A 16,384-nucleotide genomic window follows, 5' to 3' on the forward strand; every position below is an offset into this window, starting at 1 on the left:
CTCCGCGCCTGAGACACTGAGGGGGGGGGCAACCTGATCGACTTCGCGCAACGAACGACGCCAACCGGAACTAAAGCCAGTCAGCACAAACCATAAAAAAAGAACAATCCCGAGAGAGCTATATACAAGACGCTCGGTCACGGCAAAAACAACCTAACACAGCGTTTAAAAAAAACACGTCAAAAAGATTGCTGGCATGTAACAAAAAAGCTCAAAGTATGAACACATATTACAAAATGTTTTACCGCACCCAAAATGCAAGGGATTCTCCAAGGCATTCCAAAGCACCAACTGCGGACGAGGTTGGCATTGAGGCTATAGACCCGGCGATGTTTTATGATGGAGGCGCCGGGCTCGGAGCGCTCCCGGATGAACTGGGCTTTGACAGATTTGCTGTCGCTGGCCATGAACGGCAAAGTGAGCCCCGATGAACGCGGAGGACAGGCAGGGCGGTGAGGATGCAGGCCAACCGCTTGCGCAGAATGAACACACGATGGCCGCAGTCACGCGACCATCGTGTCAGATGCGGTAGATCAGATCTCCGGTATCGTCGTGTCCTCGAACGGCTCCTCTTCGCCGTTGCCGGTGTCTTCGGAGTTTTCGCTGGCCTCCTTGGAGATCTCGGACGCTTCTTCCTGGACCTGCACCGCCTCCTCACTTGCGCCTTGAGGTCTGCGCCGAACTCAGTACCCATCTCGTTGACAATCTCCGGCAGCGCCGTGTTCACCTCGCCGAGGCTCTCATTGGCTGCGGGAATATTGCCATCGCTCAGGCTCGCCTTGGCATCCAGCAGATTGCCTTTCGCTCAAAGCACAAAGACTGACATGACGAATGTGCTCCCGCGCGTTACACGGCGAAATTGTAAAGATACGGGCGCTCTCGCCGCTCGTTATGAAAAGCGGCGCACCTTGATAGTCCTGTCCGAAGCTACCTTATGCTTGGGCTTGGCCACTCGAATAACCTTGTGCTGACCATCGGCCATTGTTTCAACGAGCATGCCATTCCTGATTTCCATCACACTGAGTCCGGCCGCCAACGTATTGATATGGGCCGCCTTAATCGCGCCTTTCGCCATGGCTGGAATTTTCTCTTCCAGCCGGCTCACCAGTTCATCATTTAACATCCGGTTGACGTCCATAACGAGCTCCGCATCTTAGGCCAGCACGTAGCCAACCATCATGTTATTGCTGCGTGTTCCGGGACAAGCACCGTCCGCTCCTAGAACGCACAGAAGACCTATTTGTTGACCGTCGATGCTACACAGGCCTGTACGGAAGAATCCATCAATGCCCCCATCAAAGCCCGCCGACTTCAGCGATATCTAATGACTGGCGAGTGACGATTTCAGTCTCATAGAGCGGATTCCAAGGACCACTGTTCGGTCATTTTCTCAGCTTTTCCCCGCGATGATAACGACCCCAACCCGCTCTGCCAGATTGAGCACCGTGTCGAACACAGTCGAGTCGCCGGTCAAGCTGCGTGATGCCCCCTGCGGATGGAGTGCGCCGTCAGGAATCCGGTCACCAAAGAGCACCACCGCACGTGCCGAATCATCTTGTCGCGACACCCAAGACAGCCCTTGGGCATCTGGACACTGACGGTGGATTGCCTCGGCCCATTTGCGCGTCGCAGGGTATTGATCTTTCTCAGTGTCGATCAGTTGTTTGCGCGTGATGCCCAGTTTCCGCAGGGGCACGCTGGACAGATCAACCAAGTGCAGCGGTTGGCTAACCTGGACGGCAGAATGCACCTGTCCAGTCAGCTTGCCTTTGTCGAAGCTCTTAAACCCAGCCGTATGGGGAACGTCGTGGAAGACGGTCTCCATCAAGGCGCAATCGACTGTCGTGCCGCCATACAAGGTGGGAATCGCCCGCCCCTGATCATCCTGGATCGGGCTGAAGCGTGCGTTGCCGTGCACACCAGGATTGAATTGATCAGGCTGATACTTATCTTGGTGCACACGGTGAAGCACATCGCCTTTGGCGATCACGGTGAAAGTGACGTGCAACGTAGCCGCAGGCACTGGGGTAACGGACGCCGCCAAATCCGTGGGAGGCGTCGCCCTACCCTCACTGGACTCGGTACGCTGCTTAGCCATGGACGATGCCTTGGATTTCATCCAGTGCTGCAGCAATCACCCGATCAGGCGCCGATGCCAACAGGTCCTGAGGTCTTTTGCCGCCCAGAAAACTATTATCGGAGCGAAACCAGTTAGCCATCCCCCAGCCGTCCTTGTGGCCAGCGAAAGCGTCAATGATTTTGGCCAGTGCCTTGAACGGCCGATAGCCCGCGTTCGGGTCCAAGCCGTAGCCAGGGAAATAGTCGACCCCACCGTGGCCGATGGCAAAGATCTGCCCCTGCTTTTTCCATTTGTTGGGCTGAGCACTGGGGTTTCTAGTGCTCAACTGGGCCACCTGCGTGATGTCTGCTGCGGTCAGCCAGTCACCGCTCTCCAACACTGCTTTGCGGGCTTGGACCAGCATTGCCGCCTCCTTGAGCAGGCGAGGCGAAGGCGGCTTACGCGTCACAAACACCTCGGCCAGGCGCTCGAGCGACTTCGGGTCCTGACGCTCCTGCAGCACCTCATACATCGAGGAGGCCACATTGGCGAAGTTTTCCGCCAACGCTTCAAATACACTGAGGTTGACCTGATCGAAAGACACGACCAGCACTCGATCCGCATGCGAGCGGCTCAAGCTGGCCCGAGCTTCCTTAGGCGTACCGACCAAGGTGGAGACACCCGACTGCTCTGTAACGCTCATGGAAATCTCCTCACAAGTTATTTACATTATCTAATCGTATCATGGTCTTGATAACCCTAGCTCCAGCCTAAGCTCCATTCATCTGGATGCATAGGTAGATTTGAGTGGAGCACGCCATGCCGTCGATCAGCACGGTGACTCTGGGACTGAAAGTCTAAGGATTACGATCTTAGCTTTCAGGTGTGCGGGCGAGCTAAAGACCAGCAACAGACCGAAAGAGTTGGCAACCCAGTTCAGCACCGCTTGAATTCCCGGGCGGTCCCGCTCCCCTAAGGGCCGAAAATTTGTACCGCATCGACCTAAGAAGGTGTTCTCTCGGCCAACAGTTTGGCATTGCGCTCAAGGCGTCGCTGATCGCGGGGATCGAGACCCTTCGCGACCAGCGCCCTGGCGATATCGCGCAGAGCGCGAGCATCGCGTAGACCTATTTCAGGATAAGTACCGAGCGAAATACGAGGCTGTTTGCCCGCCCAAGAAAAACGGAAGTGCCAGCTCTTGGTGCCTTTCGTATTCACGAAAAGCGCAAGGCCATCAAAGTCAGGAAGGGTGTAGTTTTTTGCGCGAGGCTTGGCGTGTCGGACCGCCGTAATGGTAAGGACCATCGTACTAACTCCACTCATATGAATGAAGGAGGGTTGTACCGTTTTCGGAGTGCCAAGCAGCTCTAAAAACTGATTTACCAAGCGTCGAATTGATGTACTAAAAAATGTACTAAAAAATCGCGGATGTTAATGTAACAGAGTAGACTTTACTGGAACTAAAAAGAGACCAAAGCCTCTTTTTTTGACTTCTAAATACTTCAATGGAAGTCTATAGAAAAATAATTGGAGCGGGAAACGAGACTAGTATCGGGTGTCCGACTCATTGAAATATAAGGGGTTTCCGTTATTCCTGAAGCAGGAATGGACTTAATTCTGGACTGGTTTCCAGCGGGCATCAAGAGCAACGTGAACTTCCCCTCATAGGTGCGTTAGTAATCTGCGTGATCAACACGCCAACTCCACCCAATAAAAAAGCCCGAGCTGTTTCATCCCGTAGCTGCCCCTGATCTATTTTGCTGGTCACATTACCAATCACGATCTGCGGGTAGACAACCTGCACCGCCTGGATCGCCCAGAGGGTTTCATTGAGCTGTTGATGCGCGCGCACCCCACCCGTGAACGTCGGCGAGGCAGTGAAACTCAACACCGGACAGCCCCAGCAGCACCGATTTCCCATGAGGGCGGGACAACCAGTCCAACGCATTTTTCAACACGCCGGACATACCGTGGTTGTATTCCGGCGAGCCGATCAATACCCCATCGGCCGCCGCCACGGCGGTGCGCCAGGCGATCGCGGCCTGGGGGGCATGAGCGCCATCGTCATCCTCGTTATACGGCGGGATATTGTCCAATCCGTGAAGCGTCAACCGGACATGCTCAGGCAATCGTTCGGCCACCGTACGCAGGATCGCTGTATGTGCCGACTGCCGACGCAGGCTGCCGGACAAGCCCAGGATATTTATCGTTACAGTCATTTAAATACTCACGGGTTGTGGCTTGGGCTTGAGGAGAAAATGCGCGAGCGCGGGCACCAGGAACAACGCTCCCACCATGTTCCAGACGAACATGAAGCGCAGCAAAATGCCCATGTCGGCCTGGAACTTGATCGGCGACAGCACCCAGGTGGTCACGGCCACGCCCAAGGTAATCCCGGTCATCACCACCACCTTGCCGGTGGACAACAACGCCAGGTAATAGGCATCCGACAGGCTTGAACCGTTGCGTAGGTTGGCAAGCGTCACACTGAGGATGTAGAGCGCATAATCCACACCGATTCCCACCCCCAAGGAGATCACTGGCAGCGTCGCCACTTTTACACCGATGTTGAGCCCCACCATCAAGGCCTCGCACAGCACGGACGTGAGCATCAACGGCAACACCGTACAGACCACGGCTCGCCAGGACCTGAACGTGATGAAACACAGGGCATGACCGCTGCATACACCATGAACAACATCTGCACGTTCGAACGCTTCACGACGATGTTGGTGGCCGCTTCGATACCGGCGTTACCCGCCGCGTTCAGGAACTGAATCTGATCGCTGTCATGGCTTGCAGCGAACTGTTCAACCGTCTGCACCACGCGGGTGAGCGTATCGGCCTTGTGGTCCATCAGGTAGACATACACAGTCAGCAGGTCGCAGTTCTGGTTGAACAATTCCCGCGGTGCACGAGTGATAATCGCGTTCAATAGCCCCTGGTTACGCGGTATCTCGTACCAGGTCATGCTGCCCTCGTTCATCCCGGCTGCGGCCTGTTTGCTCAGTGCCGCCAGGGAGGTGGTTGACACTACGCCAGGCAACTGCTGCAACTGCGCTTCCAGGGCGTCGACCGTTACCAACGCCTGGTAATTGGCGCAGAAGTACTGCGGGGTCTTGACCATCACCACGTACTTGTCGCTGCTGGCGGAGAAATTGCTGACCATGAAGCGGTTGTCGGTGTTGTAGCGCGACTCGGGACGCAACTCCGGCGCTCCGGGATTGAGGTCGCCGATCTTGACCTGGAGGCTGATGGCAAAGCCCACGGCACCCAGCGCTACACCGATGAGGATCGCGCCGGTGGCCCATTTGCGTTCGGTGAAGCGGTCCAGGAAAGCCCAGAGCGGATGCCGGGCGTGATGAGCGTCCAGTTTGGAAAACCGGTCGTTGGCCGCTTCCCTTTGCGCCGCCACTTTGCTCACGCCGGTGTATGACAACAGGATCGGCAGCAGGATCAGGTTGGTAAAAATCAGCGTCAGCACGCCGACCGTCGCAGTAACGGCCAGGTCCTGGATCACTGGAATCTTGATGATCATCAACACCGCGAAGCCCACGGCGTCCGCCACCAGCGCCATCAGTCCGATCAAGAACAGCCGGCGAAAGGTGAAGCGCGCCGCCACCAGCTTGTCGGCACCACGCCCGATGTCTTGCATGATGCCGTTCATTTTCTGGGCGCCATGGCTCAAGCCGATGGCAAACACCAGGAACGGCACCAGGATGGAGTAAGGGTCCAGGTCGAACCCCAGGGTCGGCAGCAAGCCCAGCAACCAGACCACCGCGATGATCGAGCGCAGCAGCACCAGCACCGTGCTGCGTACGCAACGAGTGTACCAGAACAACACGAGCCCGCAGATCACCAGGGTCGCGGCGAAGAACAGCTGCATCTGTCGCATGCCGTCCATCAAGTCCCCCACCACCTTGGCGAAACCGGTGATGTGAATCTGTATGTTCTGGTTTTCGTACTTGGCTCGAATCTGTTCAAGTCGGTTTGACAGTGCGTTGTAATCCAGCGGGGTACCGTCATCCGAGGCGCTTTCCTGCAGCGGCAGGAGCACGATGCTGGACTTGAAGTTGGAGGCCACGAGCCGCCCCACCTCGCCCGACCGTTCGATGTTCTGCTGCACCTGTTCCAGGCTGTTGGCTGAACCATCGTAATATGACAGGCTCGCCATCGAAACCTTCCTCGGTCACGCCGATCCAACGCGTGGCCGGCGTCCACAGGGACTTCATGTAGGAGCGGTCGACACCGGGAAGCAAAAACACTTCGTCGTTGATCTTCTTGACCGTTTCCAGGTATTCGGCATTGAAAATACTGCCCTGCCTGGCCTCGATCGCAATCCGCAAGGTGTTGCCGCCCTCCCCCAACTGACTACGGTTTTGCAGATAGTTCTGTACATAGGGGTGATCGGTGGGGATCATTTTTCGAAGGCCGCATTGAGCTTAAGACTGTCTATAGCTGAAACCCGCGGTGGGTATGATCCGAGAACGGGCCCTGGAGCTTTTCGTCAGCAAGGGATTCGGACAGGTCAGCATGCGTGAACTGGCTCGCCACGTGGGTATCGCCCCTGGCTCGCTGTACAACCATTTCCCCAGCAAACAAGCCCTGTTGTTCGACCTGATCGAAGAGTTCTACGAAGAACTCCTCATGCTGGTTCAGCCCGTGCGGCAACGAACGGCTGGCACCTGCCCACTGTCGGACCTGATTGCCGCCCACTTACACCTGCACCGTGAGCGGCCCCTGCATTTTCGACTGGCATTACAGGGTTTTGCCTACCTCGACACCGCTCAGAAGCAACGCATCACCCTCAAACGCGTCAGCTATGAACACGCGTTTCTGCGCGCGGTATTCAGCGATACCTTAAGTGCACAAGAAACAGCTTCAGCGTCGGGCATGTCATCACGCGTTTTCTCAACTGCCTGCCGGGTTGGCTCGAGGGACACCCGTTGGCTGATGAGGTTAATACCCACCTGATCGAGCGGCTGATCAAAGGGGCTGTGCAAGAGTGCTCGGCACAGCCTCAGATCAGCGCCCCGCCTGGCACTCATCCCAAACACCACGCATCAGTTCCTTCAGCATCAGCGCCTCGCCCCAGCGATCCGTTATATCGTACCCATCATGCCCCGTGATCGCATAGGGTGACCGCCTTCAGGGCTCCTTTCGAATGGAACGGCCAAGAATTGATGATCATGAGCCGCGCCATCGACGAGACCGGATATGTTCAGCCGATGCTGGAACAGCTGATCGATGAACGCGGCAAGGTCTCCTTCTACCACAACAACTCGGTGCAACCGTGGCGCGTGTCCAGCAGTGGGGAGGTGACCAATGGACGGGCTTAAAGGTGGTTCGTTATTCATAGGTTTGCTTTGCGCCTGTGCGCTGACCCATGCCTCAGCACAATCCCAATACGGTTTGGGCACTCAGGCTACCGAAGCGCAGATCGCCAGTTGGAACATCGATGTGGCGCCCGACGGCAATGCTTTGCCTCCAGGGCGCGGGACGGTGGCGGACGGGGAAAGGTCTACATGAACAGCTGCGTCAGTTGCCATGGCGTGAAGCTCGAAGGCGGCGTCGGTCCTGCGTTGGCGGGAGGCGAAGGAACCCTGACGACTGACAAACCGCTCAAGACAGTCGGCAGCTATTGGCCCTATGCAACGACACTTTTCGACTACATCCGCAGAGCCATGCCCTTCCAGGCGCCACAGTCATTGTCCAACGAACAAGTCTATGCAGTGACCGGACTGGCAAGTCGGGGCCGACGTCCGCTACGTATCGTCGGTCTACGCCAACACCGCCAATACCATGTGGGTGCCTTCGTACACCGTCTACGCCCTGTCCATGACCCACGACCTGGGACAAGCATGTGCAGCTCAGCGCGCGTCTACGTAACCTGACCGACGAGGTCTACGCCCGTTTCATCCACCAGAACAACACCCAATATTACCTGGGGGAGCCGCGCAGCCTGGAGGTCGCTATGCAGTGGAATTATTGACGAGCCAAGTGCCATAGCGCTGCAGCACTATGGTCGAATATGACCCAATTAGCTGGCCGTTCTACACGCGAACGGCCCGCTAGCAGCGCTTACATATCGCCGCTATATTTATACGGGACTACTTGTGGAATCAATCAGTCTTCCGACCAGCCATCACAACCGATAGCCTCGTTCTTTTTCAAGACGGTTGAGAATTTTGAGGTTCATCGCGACCGCGAAGCCGACCTGTTCCCGGCATCGCACGCTCTGGGCCTTGGTATTGTCACCTGGTCGCCCCTGGCGGCGGCATGCTGACGGGCAAGTACCGCCAAGGGAAGAAAGGTCGTGCCGAAGATTCGGGCGGCCGGGTGTTCCAGCCGGAGAATTCGGCCCAGCGTACGCAAATCCTCGACACCGTTATTGCCATCGCGGACGAGATCGGCACCAGTGCGGGTCAGGTCGCCATCGCCTGGGCAGCCACCCACGGGGCGGTGCCGATCATCGGGCCACGCTCAATGACCCAGCTCACCGACAACCTCGGCGCGCTGTCGCTCGATCTTTCCGCAGAGCACACCAGCCGCCTCGATGCAGCTAACCTCCTGACGCCCTCAGCGCCAGCGCGGACGGTCATCCCCCTGGGCCCTGATCGTGGCATAATCCGAGTCCCCAGGCTGGACGCTTGAGTCAGCAGCCAGGGCCGTCTGTCTGGCCCCGTAAAAAACTGATCCCGGTAACAAGCGCGCCCCTCCAAAACTGGAGCGGCGTATGGAACAGGCTGGACAACGGTCAGTTCTACAGCCTGAATCAAACCGAACCTGGGACGCGCCTTAGATGCTTTATCTGATGTAGCTACCGCCATTCACGTCCAACGTCGCACCATTGAGTGAAGCTTGAGAAGGCCGCAATGTGAACGCCACCAACTCGGCAATCTCAGATGGGTTGGCCATGCGCCCGACCGGTATATCAGATACCGCCGCCGCTTCACCATGTTGAGCTACAAATTGCTCCGCCATGTCTGTGCGTACCCAGCCCGGCGCAATCGCCACAGCGACAATGCCCTCGCCCGCCACGCTACGCGCCAGCGACTTGGTGAGGTTGATCAGCGCCGCTTTACTCGTACCGTATGGCAGTGCATCAGCGGCATAGCCGCGCTGAGCTGCCCGGCTCGCCATATTTATAATCCGCCCGCCACCGTTGGTACGAAAATGTATGACCGCCTCACGAGCCAGGTCGGCGGCAGCAAAAAAGTTCACCTGAAACTCTCGGCGCCATGCGACTCGCCACTCCGAGGAGGGCGCTTCAAGTGGAGTCTCAGTGCGAATGCCAGCGTTATTGATAAGGCCATGAATTCGGCCTCCGGCCAATTCCAAGGCAGCTTTCCACAGATCCTCTGGCCCGGTTTCCTTACTCAGATCTCCCTGAACGATCCAGCCTTTACCGCCGATAAGGCCCAACAGGCGCCGCGCTCCCTGCTCATCGCGGCTGTAATGGATTAGCGGACGAGCACCTTCCGAGGCAAGTCGCTCTACGATTGCTGCGCCAATACCGCCAGAGCCACCTGTAACCAGGATGGTTTGTCCGGCGAGGGGACGTGTAGCGTCACTCATCTGTGCTTACCTTCGCTCGAATTAAATCGGGACATGCCCTCTGACCGCAGAGACAGAAGGCATGCCTGGATGGGCTTTATTTCTTCTCAGCGTTGGCTTCGATCGAAGCTTTGTCCACCAGCTTCTGGATGTCGCCAGTTTCACGCCGCTGCGTCAGGTAAATATTCAGCACTTGCAGATCTGCCGGTGAGATATCTCTACGCACGCCGAATGAAACACCCTGCTTGGCCAATGCTGGTTTAGGCAAAATTTCCCGTGTCCAATCCGGGTTGGCCAGGGCGAAAAGGTGATTGGTATCGCTGGCGTCTACCAATACGTCAGCACGCTTGGACATCACAGCCAAACGGGCTTCATCCATGCCCGGTAGACGCATGATTTTGCCGTTACGCACAATTGAAGAAATAGCCTTGTCTTGCGCAGTACCAGACATCACGGCAAACGTCACTTCAGGCTTGTCGAGGGCACTGACATCGTCCTTGGCGTCAGCAAACTTGGGGTTGTCCTTGTTCACCAGCAGCGACACTTGATAGTCGGTAGCGGGTACTGTGAAAGCGACTGCCAATGCCCGCTCCGGAGTCTGATTGAGCGCCATGGCCAGATCCCATTTGTTGCTCTGCAACCCAGCGACCAGATTGTCCCAGTTGGTATCAACAAAGGTCACCTTGACCTTCAGGACCTTCTCGCCAAAGTCGCGACACAGATCGACGAAATAGCCGCTGTACTCTCCAGAACTGGCGTTGCGCATGACATAGGGGGCGGCCACGGCAGCACCACAGCGAAGCACTCCTGCCTTTTGCACATCTTGCCAGATGGAGCCTTCGGCCGCCTGTGCAGCGGACTGAGCCATCAAGGCGCCGCACAGACCGGCGCCAACAAACAGAGCTTTGACGGAACTAGGGATTAACCGAACCATTTTGACCTCACTGATAATCGTTGTTTTTGGCAGTAAAGGTGGGACGCTTAGCTGCATGCGACTTTGTGTGCATGTCTGTATTCAGAATAAAAATTAAGCGGAGGCCTGTCAACAACCCTCCCAATGATCTTTTGTAATCGACAAGATGTTCGTTACTTAATTTATCGCATAGAGGCTTTGATCCTTGGCTGGCAACGGATATTGCGTGAATAAAATAGAACCTTAAGGCCAGAAGAATCAAATTTAACTCACGCTATATTTCAGCTCATGGAACCCTGTGGGTCAGCGAAAGGTTGGGCTCTCGCCCTCGCCTCTGGTGCTGGTTAACGCTGATCCGCAGCAGTCCCGGCTCATCAAAACGTTGAGCCGGAACTGCCATTGAGCCTTAAGTGCGGAAACGCCGGACCAACGAATCCAGCTCACCGGACAGGCTCGCTAGGCTTTCAGAATCCAGACGTGCGGACTGAGCAAGTTCAGCAACCAATTGCGCATCCCCATGAATCTGGCTCATGTGCTGCTGGATTTCCTCTGCTACCTGATGCTGCTGTTCGGCAGCCGTGGCGATCTGGGTATTCATGTCGCGAATGATGTCTACCGACTCGCGAATAAGCCCAAAGCTGTCCCGCGCCCTACCGATTCGGCTGACCGATTGCACTGAGACTTCCAGGCTAGCGTGCATTTGCTCGGCCACTTGAGCCGTGCGACCGGCCAGGTTTCCTAGCAAGCCATCAATTTCTGAGGTGGAGTCAGCAGTACGTTTGGCTAGGGCACGGACTTCGTCGGCAACCACGGCAAACCCTCGACCTTGGTCACCAGCCCGTGCGGCTTCGATGGCAGCGTTCAGAGCAAGCAAGTTAGTCTGCTCGGCAATTGAGCGTATGGTTCCAAGAATCGATTGGATGGAATTGCTGTCACGCTCCAATTGCTGAATCGACAACGCCGATTGCTCGATCTCCTGACTGAGCAGACCGACACTCTGCACAGCGGCATCGATTTGCTGCTGGCCCTCACGAGCCTGCTGCTGACCGTTATCGGCCGATTGGGCAGCTAGCCCGCACGAACGGGCCACCTCGTTAGCGGTGGTGACCATTTCATGGAATGCGGTGGAAACCGTATCCACGGCTTGGCGCTGCCGGCTAGCTGCTTGCGCCATATCGCCTGACACACGAGTCGAGTTGGTCGAGGTGCTAAGAATTTTGCCTGCGGCCATGCCAATCTGCTGGATCAGGCTGCGGATCGTGCCGAGGAACTGGTTAAACCAACTGGCCAAATGCGCGGTTTCGTCACGCCCGCGTACTTCCAGGTCGCGAGTCAGGTCTCCTTCACCCTGGGCGATATCCTCCAGGCCGCTGGTGACACTGTTGATCGGGCGCACGATGAGTTTGGCAAAGCTGACGCCGACCGCGGCAAACACGAGGGCAAGAACGAGCGCTAGCGTACCAATCAGCCAGGTCAGGCGGGTGGTGGTCTGCATCACCTCACCCTGCTGGATCAGGCCGATGAACGTCCAACCCAGTCGCGCGTCGGGATAGACATTGGCCATGTAGCGTTCGCCATTGATCGAGACCTCGACCAATCCCTTACCGGCTCTGGCCAGTTCCGCAAAGCCCGCACCAAAGCTCTCTAGTTGTTTGAAGTTGTGGCTGGCATCGCGCGGATCGACCATCACGTTGCCGTTGTTTTCCATCAGAATCAAGTAACCACTTTCGCCGAGTTTGATTTGCTTGACGATCTCGGTGAGGCCTTTTAATGAAACATCAATATTGACCACTCCCCCCAAGTTGCCGAGCTGGTTGGCCACCGTGCGCACGGTGCTGACAAGCACCGCGTCGTCGCCGGCCCAGTAGTATGGAGCGGTGCGCTGGGTCTTTCCAGGATTGGCCATTGCCTCCTGATACCAGGGCCGTTGGCGCGGGTCGTAATTGGACAGTATTTGCCCTGCAGGCCAGGAGACATGGCCCCCATCGTTGACGCCATATGAGATGTATGCGTAATGGGGGTGGGTCTTACCCAGACGGTCGAACAACTCGGTCACACGCTGGTCCTGATCACCTAACTTCACGATTTGGGTATGGGTTTCCTGATACTTGTTCAGGTTGCTGCCGGTACCGGTCACCTCGGATTGCGTCGCCAGAAAGTCGACGTTCTGAGCGATCCCCTGGAAAAAAATGCTCATCGCATTACTGACCTGATGGATTTCCCGACTGCTGCTGTCCAGGAAATTTTCCCTGGCTTTGTCACGTAAATTGAAGATGACCAGAATAGCCACCAGGATAATGGGCAAGCTAGCAATCATAGCGAAGGCCCAAGTCAACTTTTGCTTGATATTCATTGATGCTCTCTGGGTTTTTATTCTTGCAGAACGATGCGATTACCTAAGGAATGCAAGCCCTAGCTCTCGAAGAGGCAGGCTTGATTCGCTAAAACCGGCGCAAAAAAAGGCCGCCAGTGTGGTAGCGGCCAGGTCTTAAGCCAAAGCTTTAGACGAAGGGTTCCTGGTGAGGAGCCCGCTAACAAAAAAGGCTAGCGGGTAAACCGTAGAACTCTACGGGTGCGAGCAACAGCGCCATCTCAAATCCCGTCTGACCAGTGATGACGTTGTCACTCGAACTAGGTGCCAGCCTTGCTATTGCTCGGGAAGGCGAAATGCGCAGCTTCATGGCCGGTGCGTTTCGGCCAGAGCGGGGTAACCGGATTAGCCAAGCACCGAACCGATCACTTCATCCAGAATGGCAATACCCGCTTCAACTTCTTCAGCACTGATGATGCATGGAGGGACCACATGAATGCGGTTCTCGACTACAAACGGCAACAGACCACGCTCCATCAACTTTACTTTGAGCACCTGCATCGTTTGTGCAGGCAGCGGTGCGCGACTTTCTTTATCGCTAACAAACTCCAGAGCCCAGAACACACCAGCACCACGTACCTCACCGATCGATGCATGACGTTGCTGTAGGTCACGCAGACGCGGCCCTAGGCAATTGGTGCCGATGTCCGAAGCGTTTTCTACAACCCCTTCCTTACGCATCGCATCAATCGCGGCGACAATCGAGGCCATGGCAAGCGGGTGCCCAGAGTAGGTCAGGCCCCCAGGGAAGTAGCGCGTTTCGAAATAAGCACACAGCGGCTCGGAGATAACTACGCCGCCGACTGGGACATACCCAGAGTTCACACCCTTGGCGAACGTGATGAGATCAGGCACAACACTATAATGCTCCAGGGCGAACCACTTGCCCGTCCTACCAAAACCGGACATTACTTCATCCAGGATGAGCAATATGCCGAATTCATTCGCTAGTTCGCGAACACCCTGCATATAGGAAGCGGATGGCATCAGAATACCGGCCGTGCCAGGCAGACTTTCGAGAAGGATTGCTGCGATTGAACTCGAACCTTCGCTCTCGATCACTCGGCGCAGATGCCGAAGCGCACGTTCTGTCTCTTCGACCTCAGTCTGCGCGTTGAACTCGCTGCGATAGAGATAAGGCGTGAAGAAGTGAACGTGGCCACGTGCGTACTCATTCGGCACGCGACGTGGGTCACCCGTAGCAACAATCGCGGAACCGGTATTGCCGTGATAGGAGCGGTAGGATGACAACACCTTATCGCGCCCGGTGAAGAGTCGGGCCATACGGATCGCGTTTTCATTGGCATCGGCACCACCGTTCGTGAAAAAAACTTTCTTAAAGCCTTCAGGTGCCTGCTCGATGATGCGCTTGGCGGCCTCGCCTCGCATAAGGTTTGCAGTCGATGGTGCAACGGTGGTCAGAGTGGCCGCTTGCTCCTGAATCGCCGCGATGACTGCCGGGTGCTGGTGACCGAGGTTGGTATTGACGAGCTGACTGGAGAAATCCAGGTAACGATTGCCTTCATAGTCCCATACCGTTGAGCCCTCGCCACCTGCGATAACTAAAGGGTTGAGTGCTCCCTGAATCGACCACGAGTGGAACACGAACTCGCGATCAAGAGCCTTCACAGATTGATTGGTAATCGGCATATTAATCAACGACCTCTTCAAAAAATAAACTAAAAAGAAAAGTACTGTTGCAGGCTCCCGATTTATTGCGGGAGCATTCGAGGCACTGGGATGGCCACAACGCCTCGCCGTACTGAGCGGTGAACTGCTCAGTCATGGCGGTACGCACCCAGCCAGGGCAATCGCCACCACGTGCCCCCTCTCCCGCCACACTAAGGGCCAAAAGCTCTTGAGTACGAACGTCTGCGCCATCTCAGCTTTCCGTCAGAACAGTTGATGACGCAGACATTCGAACAAGGTGCCCGCCTTAGCTATTGCTAGGGAAAGCAAACTGCGCAGCTTCGTGGCTTTTGCGTTGCGGCCAGCGCTGAGTGATGGCTTTCTTACGAGTGTAGAAACGCACACCGTCAGGACCGTAGGCGTGCAGATCACCGAACAGAGAACGCTTCCAGCCGCCGAAGCTGTGGTAGCTCACTGGTACCGGTAGCGGCACGTTGACACCGACCATGCCCACCTCGATCTCGTCACAGAACAGACGCGCCGACTCGCCATCACGGGTGAAGATGCAGGTGCCGTTGCCATACTCATGGTCGTTGATCAGTTGGATCGCTTCTTCCAGGCTGTTGACGCGGACAACGCACAGGACCGGGCCAAAAATCTCTTCCTTGTAGATGCGCATCTCTGGGGTGACGCGGTCGAACAAGGTACCGCCGACAAAGTAGCCATCTTCGTTACCCGCGACTTTGAAGCCACGGCCATCAACCACCACCGTGGCACCAGCAGCCACGCCGTCATCGATGTAACCCAACACCTTGTCGCGTGCCGCGGCGGTCACTAACGGACCCATGTCTAGGCCGCAGGTGGTACCGGCACCGATCTTCAGCGCCCTGATTTGCGGTTCCAGTTTCGAGATCAGCGCATCGGCAACCTGATCACCTACACAGACGGCGACGGAAATCGCCATGCAACGCTCGCCGCACGAGCCGTAGGCGGCCCCCATCAGTGCGCTAACAGCATTGTCCAGATCAGCATCTGGCATCAGCACGGCGTGGTTTTTCGCGCCGCCGAGAGCCTGAACGCGCTTCCCACGCTTAGTGCCTTCGGCATAGATGTACTCGGCGATCGGCGTAGAACCGACGAAGCTCAGTGCCTTGACCTCAGGCGCCTCGATCAATGCATCCACTGCCTCCTTGTCGCCGTGCACGACATTCAGCACGCCTTTGGGCAGGCCAGCTTCGTACAGCAATTCAGCAATCAGCAACGTGGAGCTAGGGTCGCGCTCGGACGGTTTGAGGATGAAGCAGTTACCGCAGGCAATGGCCAGTGGATACATCCACAGCGGCACCATCGCGGGGAAGTTGAAAGGGGTGATGCCGGCCACGACGCCAATCGGCTGAAGATCACTCCAGGCATCGATATTCGGGCCGACGTTGCGGCTGTATTCACCCTTGAGAATCTCTGGAGCAGCAGAGGCAAACTCAACGTTTTCGATACCACGCTTGAGTTCACCCACGGCGTCCTCGATGGTCTTGCCATGCTCTTCGCTGATCAACTGGGCGATGCGCTGCTCATTCGCTTCGAGCAACTGCTTGAAGCGGAACATCACCTGCGCGCGCTTTGCTGGCGGAGTGTTGCGCCATGCTGGGAACGCGGCTTTAGCTGCGTCGATGGCTTTTTGAACAGTGGCGCGGTTCGCCAAGCCCAACTTATTGGTCACTTGGCCAGTAGCTGGGTTAAATACGTCAGCGGTGCGGCCATCGTCAGCGAAGTGCTCACCATTGATCCAATGCTTAATAGTTACCATTTTCTTTCCTCTAGCTTGGTTACAAGCTGTCTATCTATTGAATGAAGGAGC

General features: G+C 56.4%; 11 protein-coding genes and 7 pseudogenes. 5 read left to right on the top strand and 13 right to left on the bottom strand.

Features of this window, described 5'->3' with window-relative positions:
- Positions 1 to 889: 889 nt before the first annotated feature.
- From J3P89_RS15510 to J3P89_RS15535, 6 genes and pseudogenes are all read right to left on the bottom strand, one after another.
- The gene (locus tag J3P89_RS15510) at positions 890 to 1,138 is read right to left on the bottom strand and encodes a hypothetical protein (protein ID WP_434694758.1); all 249 of its coding nucleotides are present in this window, start codon (positions 1,136 to 1,138) and stop codon (positions 890 to 892) included.
- A 252-nt stretch (positions 1,139 to 1,390) separates the two neighbouring features.
- On the bottom strand, positions 1,391 to 2,098 hold the full coding sequence (locus J3P89_RS15515) for an RES family NAD+ phosphorylase (protein ID WP_434694759.1): 708 nt from the start codon (positions 2,096 to 2,098) through the stop codon (positions 1,391 to 1,393).
- Positions 2,091 to 2,762, bottom strand: a complete 672-nt coding sequence (locus tag J3P89_RS15520; RefSeq protein WP_434694760.1) for a hypothetical protein — start codon at positions 2,760 to 2,762, stop codon at positions 2,091 to 2,093. The genes J3P89_RS15515 and J3P89_RS15520 overlap by 8 nt, the downstream gene beginning before the upstream one ends.
- Before the next feature lie 314 nt (positions 2,763 to 3,076).
- Positions 3,077 to 3,364: pseudogene (locus tag J3P89_RS15525) on the bottom strand (Arm DNA-binding domain-containing protein); the annotation flags it as partial.
- 521 nt (positions 3,365 to 3,885) lie between these two features.
- Positions 3,886 to 4,278 (bottom strand): NADPH-dependent FMN reductase, encoded by a 393-nt coding sequence (locus tag J3P89_RS15530; RefSeq protein ID WP_434694761.1) that lies wholly within the window; start codon positions 4,276 to 4,278, stop codon positions 3,886 to 3,888.
- Positions 4,279 to 6,515 (bottom strand): annotated as a pseudogene (locus J3P89_RS15535) (efflux RND transporter permease subunit).
- Between the two features lie 77 nt (positions 6,516 to 6,592).
- Between J3P89_RS15535 and J3P89_RS15540 the strand changes: the two are divergent.
- Positions 6,593 to 7,033 carry a TetR/AcrR family transcriptional regulator gene (locus tag J3P89_RS15540; RefSeq protein WP_434694762.1) on the top strand — a complete coding sequence of 147 codons (441 nt, stop codon included), beginning with the start codon at positions 6,593 to 6,595 and terminating at the stop codon, positions 7,031 to 7,033.
- A 51-nt stretch (positions 7,034 to 7,084) separates the two neighbouring features.
- Here J3P89_RS15540 and J3P89_RS15545 read toward each other — a convergent pair.
- Positions 7,085 to 7,198: pseudogene (locus J3P89_RS15545) on the bottom strand (sugar phosphate isomerase/epimerase); the annotation flags it as partial.
- 50 nt (positions 7,199 to 7,248) lie between these two features.
- On the opposite strand from J3P89_RS15545, the gene J3P89_RS15550 reads away from it, so the two are divergent.
- From J3P89_RS15550 to J3P89_RS15565, 4 genes and pseudogenes are all read left to right on the top strand, one after another.
- Positions 7,249 to 7,398, top strand: coding sequence for a hypothetical protein (locus J3P89_RS15550; RefSeq protein WP_434694763.1), 150 nt, complete (start codon positions 7,249 to 7,251; stop codon positions 7,396 to 7,398).
- Positions 7,399 to 7,584: 186 nt separating this feature from the next.
- A pseudogene (locus tag J3P89_RS15555) lies at positions 7,585 to 7,734 on the top strand (c-type cytochrome); the annotation flags it as partial.
- Between the two features lie 61 nt (positions 7,735 to 7,795).
- Positions 7,796 to 8,051: pseudogene (locus J3P89_RS15560) on the top strand (TonB-dependent receptor domain-containing protein); the annotation flags it as partial.
- Between the two features lie 159 nt (positions 8,052 to 8,210).
- Positions 8,211 to 8,713: pseudogene (locus J3P89_RS15565) on the top strand (aldo/keto reductase); the annotation flags it as partial.
- A gap of 153 nt (positions 8,714 to 8,866) precedes the next feature.
- Here J3P89_RS15565 and J3P89_RS15570 read toward each other — a convergent pair.
- The 6 genes and pseudogenes from J3P89_RS15570 to J3P89_RS15595 form a co-directional block, all read right to left on the bottom strand.
- Positions 8,867 to 9,637 (bottom strand): SDR family NAD(P)-dependent oxidoreductase, encoded by a 771-nt coding sequence (locus tag J3P89_RS15570; RefSeq protein ID WP_434694764.1) that lies wholly within the window; start codon positions 9,635 to 9,637, stop codon positions 8,867 to 8,869.
- A gap of 76 nt (positions 9,638 to 9,713) precedes the next feature.
- A complete protein-coding gene (locus tag J3P89_RS15575) occupies positions 9,714 to 10,550 on the bottom strand; it encodes a transporter substrate-binding domain-containing protein (protein ID WP_434694765.1) in 837 nt (278 codons plus the stop codon).
- A 385-nt stretch (positions 10,551 to 10,935) separates the two neighbouring features.
- Positions 10,936 to 11,760, bottom strand: coding sequence for a methyl-accepting chemotaxis protein (locus J3P89_RS15580; protein ID WP_434698000.1), 825 nt, complete (start codon positions 11,758 to 11,760; stop codon positions 10,936 to 10,938).
- A gap of 33 nt (positions 11,761 to 11,793) precedes the next feature.
- Positions 11,794 to 12,882 (bottom strand): annotated as a pseudogene (locus J3P89_RS15585) (cache domain-containing protein); the annotation flags it as partial.
- Positions 12,883 to 13,245: 363 nt separating this feature from the next.
- The gene (locus tag J3P89_RS15590; RefSeq protein ID WP_434694767.1) at positions 13,246 to 14,550 is read right to left on the bottom strand and encodes an aspartate aminotransferase family protein; all 1,305 of its coding nucleotides are present in this window, start codon (positions 14,548 to 14,550) and stop codon (positions 13,246 to 13,248) included.
- 286 nt (positions 14,551 to 14,836) lie between these two features.
- On the bottom strand, positions 14,837 to 16,333 hold the full coding sequence (locus J3P89_RS15595; protein ID WP_434694768.1) for a CoA-acylating methylmalonate-semialdehyde dehydrogenase: 1,497 nt from the start codon (positions 16,331 to 16,333) through the stop codon (positions 14,837 to 14,839).
- Positions 16,334 to 16,384: the final 51 nt, after the last annotated feature.

The sequence above is a fragment of the Pseudomonas sp. Z1-14 genome (genome assembly GCF_051132005.1).
GTDB lineage: Bacteria > Pseudomonadota > Gammaproteobacteria > Pseudomonadales > Pseudomonadaceae > Aquipseudomonas.

Bases quoted from the DNA above. Each gene is read 5' to 3' on its own strand.
- J3P89_RS15510 (WP_434694758.1), bottom strand. From the start codon at position 1,138: ATGGACGTCAACCGGATGTTAAATGATGAACTGGTGAGCCGGCTGGAA.
- J3P89_RS15515 (WP_434694759.1), bottom strand. From the start codon at position 2,098: ATGGCTAAGCAGCGTACCGAGTCCAGTGAGGGTAGGGCGACGCCTCCC.
- J3P89_RS15520 (WP_434694760.1), bottom strand. From the start codon at position 2,762: ATGAGCGTTACAGAGCAGTCGGGTGTCTCCACCTTGGTCGGTACGCCT.
- J3P89_RS15530 (WP_434694761.1), bottom strand. From the start codon at position 4,278: ATGACTGTAACGATAAATATCCTGGGCTTGTCCGGCAGCCTGCGTCGG.
- J3P89_RS15540 (WP_434694762.1), top strand. From the start codon at position 6,593: ATGCGTGAACTGGCTCGCCACGTGGGTATCGCCCCTGGCTCGCTGTAC.
- J3P89_RS15550 (WP_434694763.1), top strand. From the start codon at position 7,249: ATGAGCCGCGCCATCGACGAGACCGGATATGTTCAGCCGATGCTGGAA.
- J3P89_RS15570 (WP_434694764.1), bottom strand. From the start codon at position 9,637: ATGAGTGACGCTACACGTCCCCTCGCCGGACAAACCATCCTGGTTACA.
- J3P89_RS15575 (WP_434694765.1), bottom strand. From the start codon at position 10,550: ATGGTTCGGTTAATCCCTAGTTCCGTCAAAGCTCTGTTTGTTGGCGCC.
- J3P89_RS15580 (WP_434698000.1), bottom strand. From the start codon at position 11,760: ATGGCCGCAGGCAAAATTCTTAGCACCTCGACCAACTCGACTCGTGTG.
- J3P89_RS15590 (WP_434694767.1), bottom strand. From the start codon at position 14,550: ATGCCGATTACCAATCAATCTGTGAAGGCTCTTGATCGCGAGTTCGTG.
- J3P89_RS15595 (WP_434694768.1), bottom strand. From the start codon at position 16,333: ATGGTAACTATTAAGCATTGGATCAATGGTGAGCACTTCGCTGACGAT.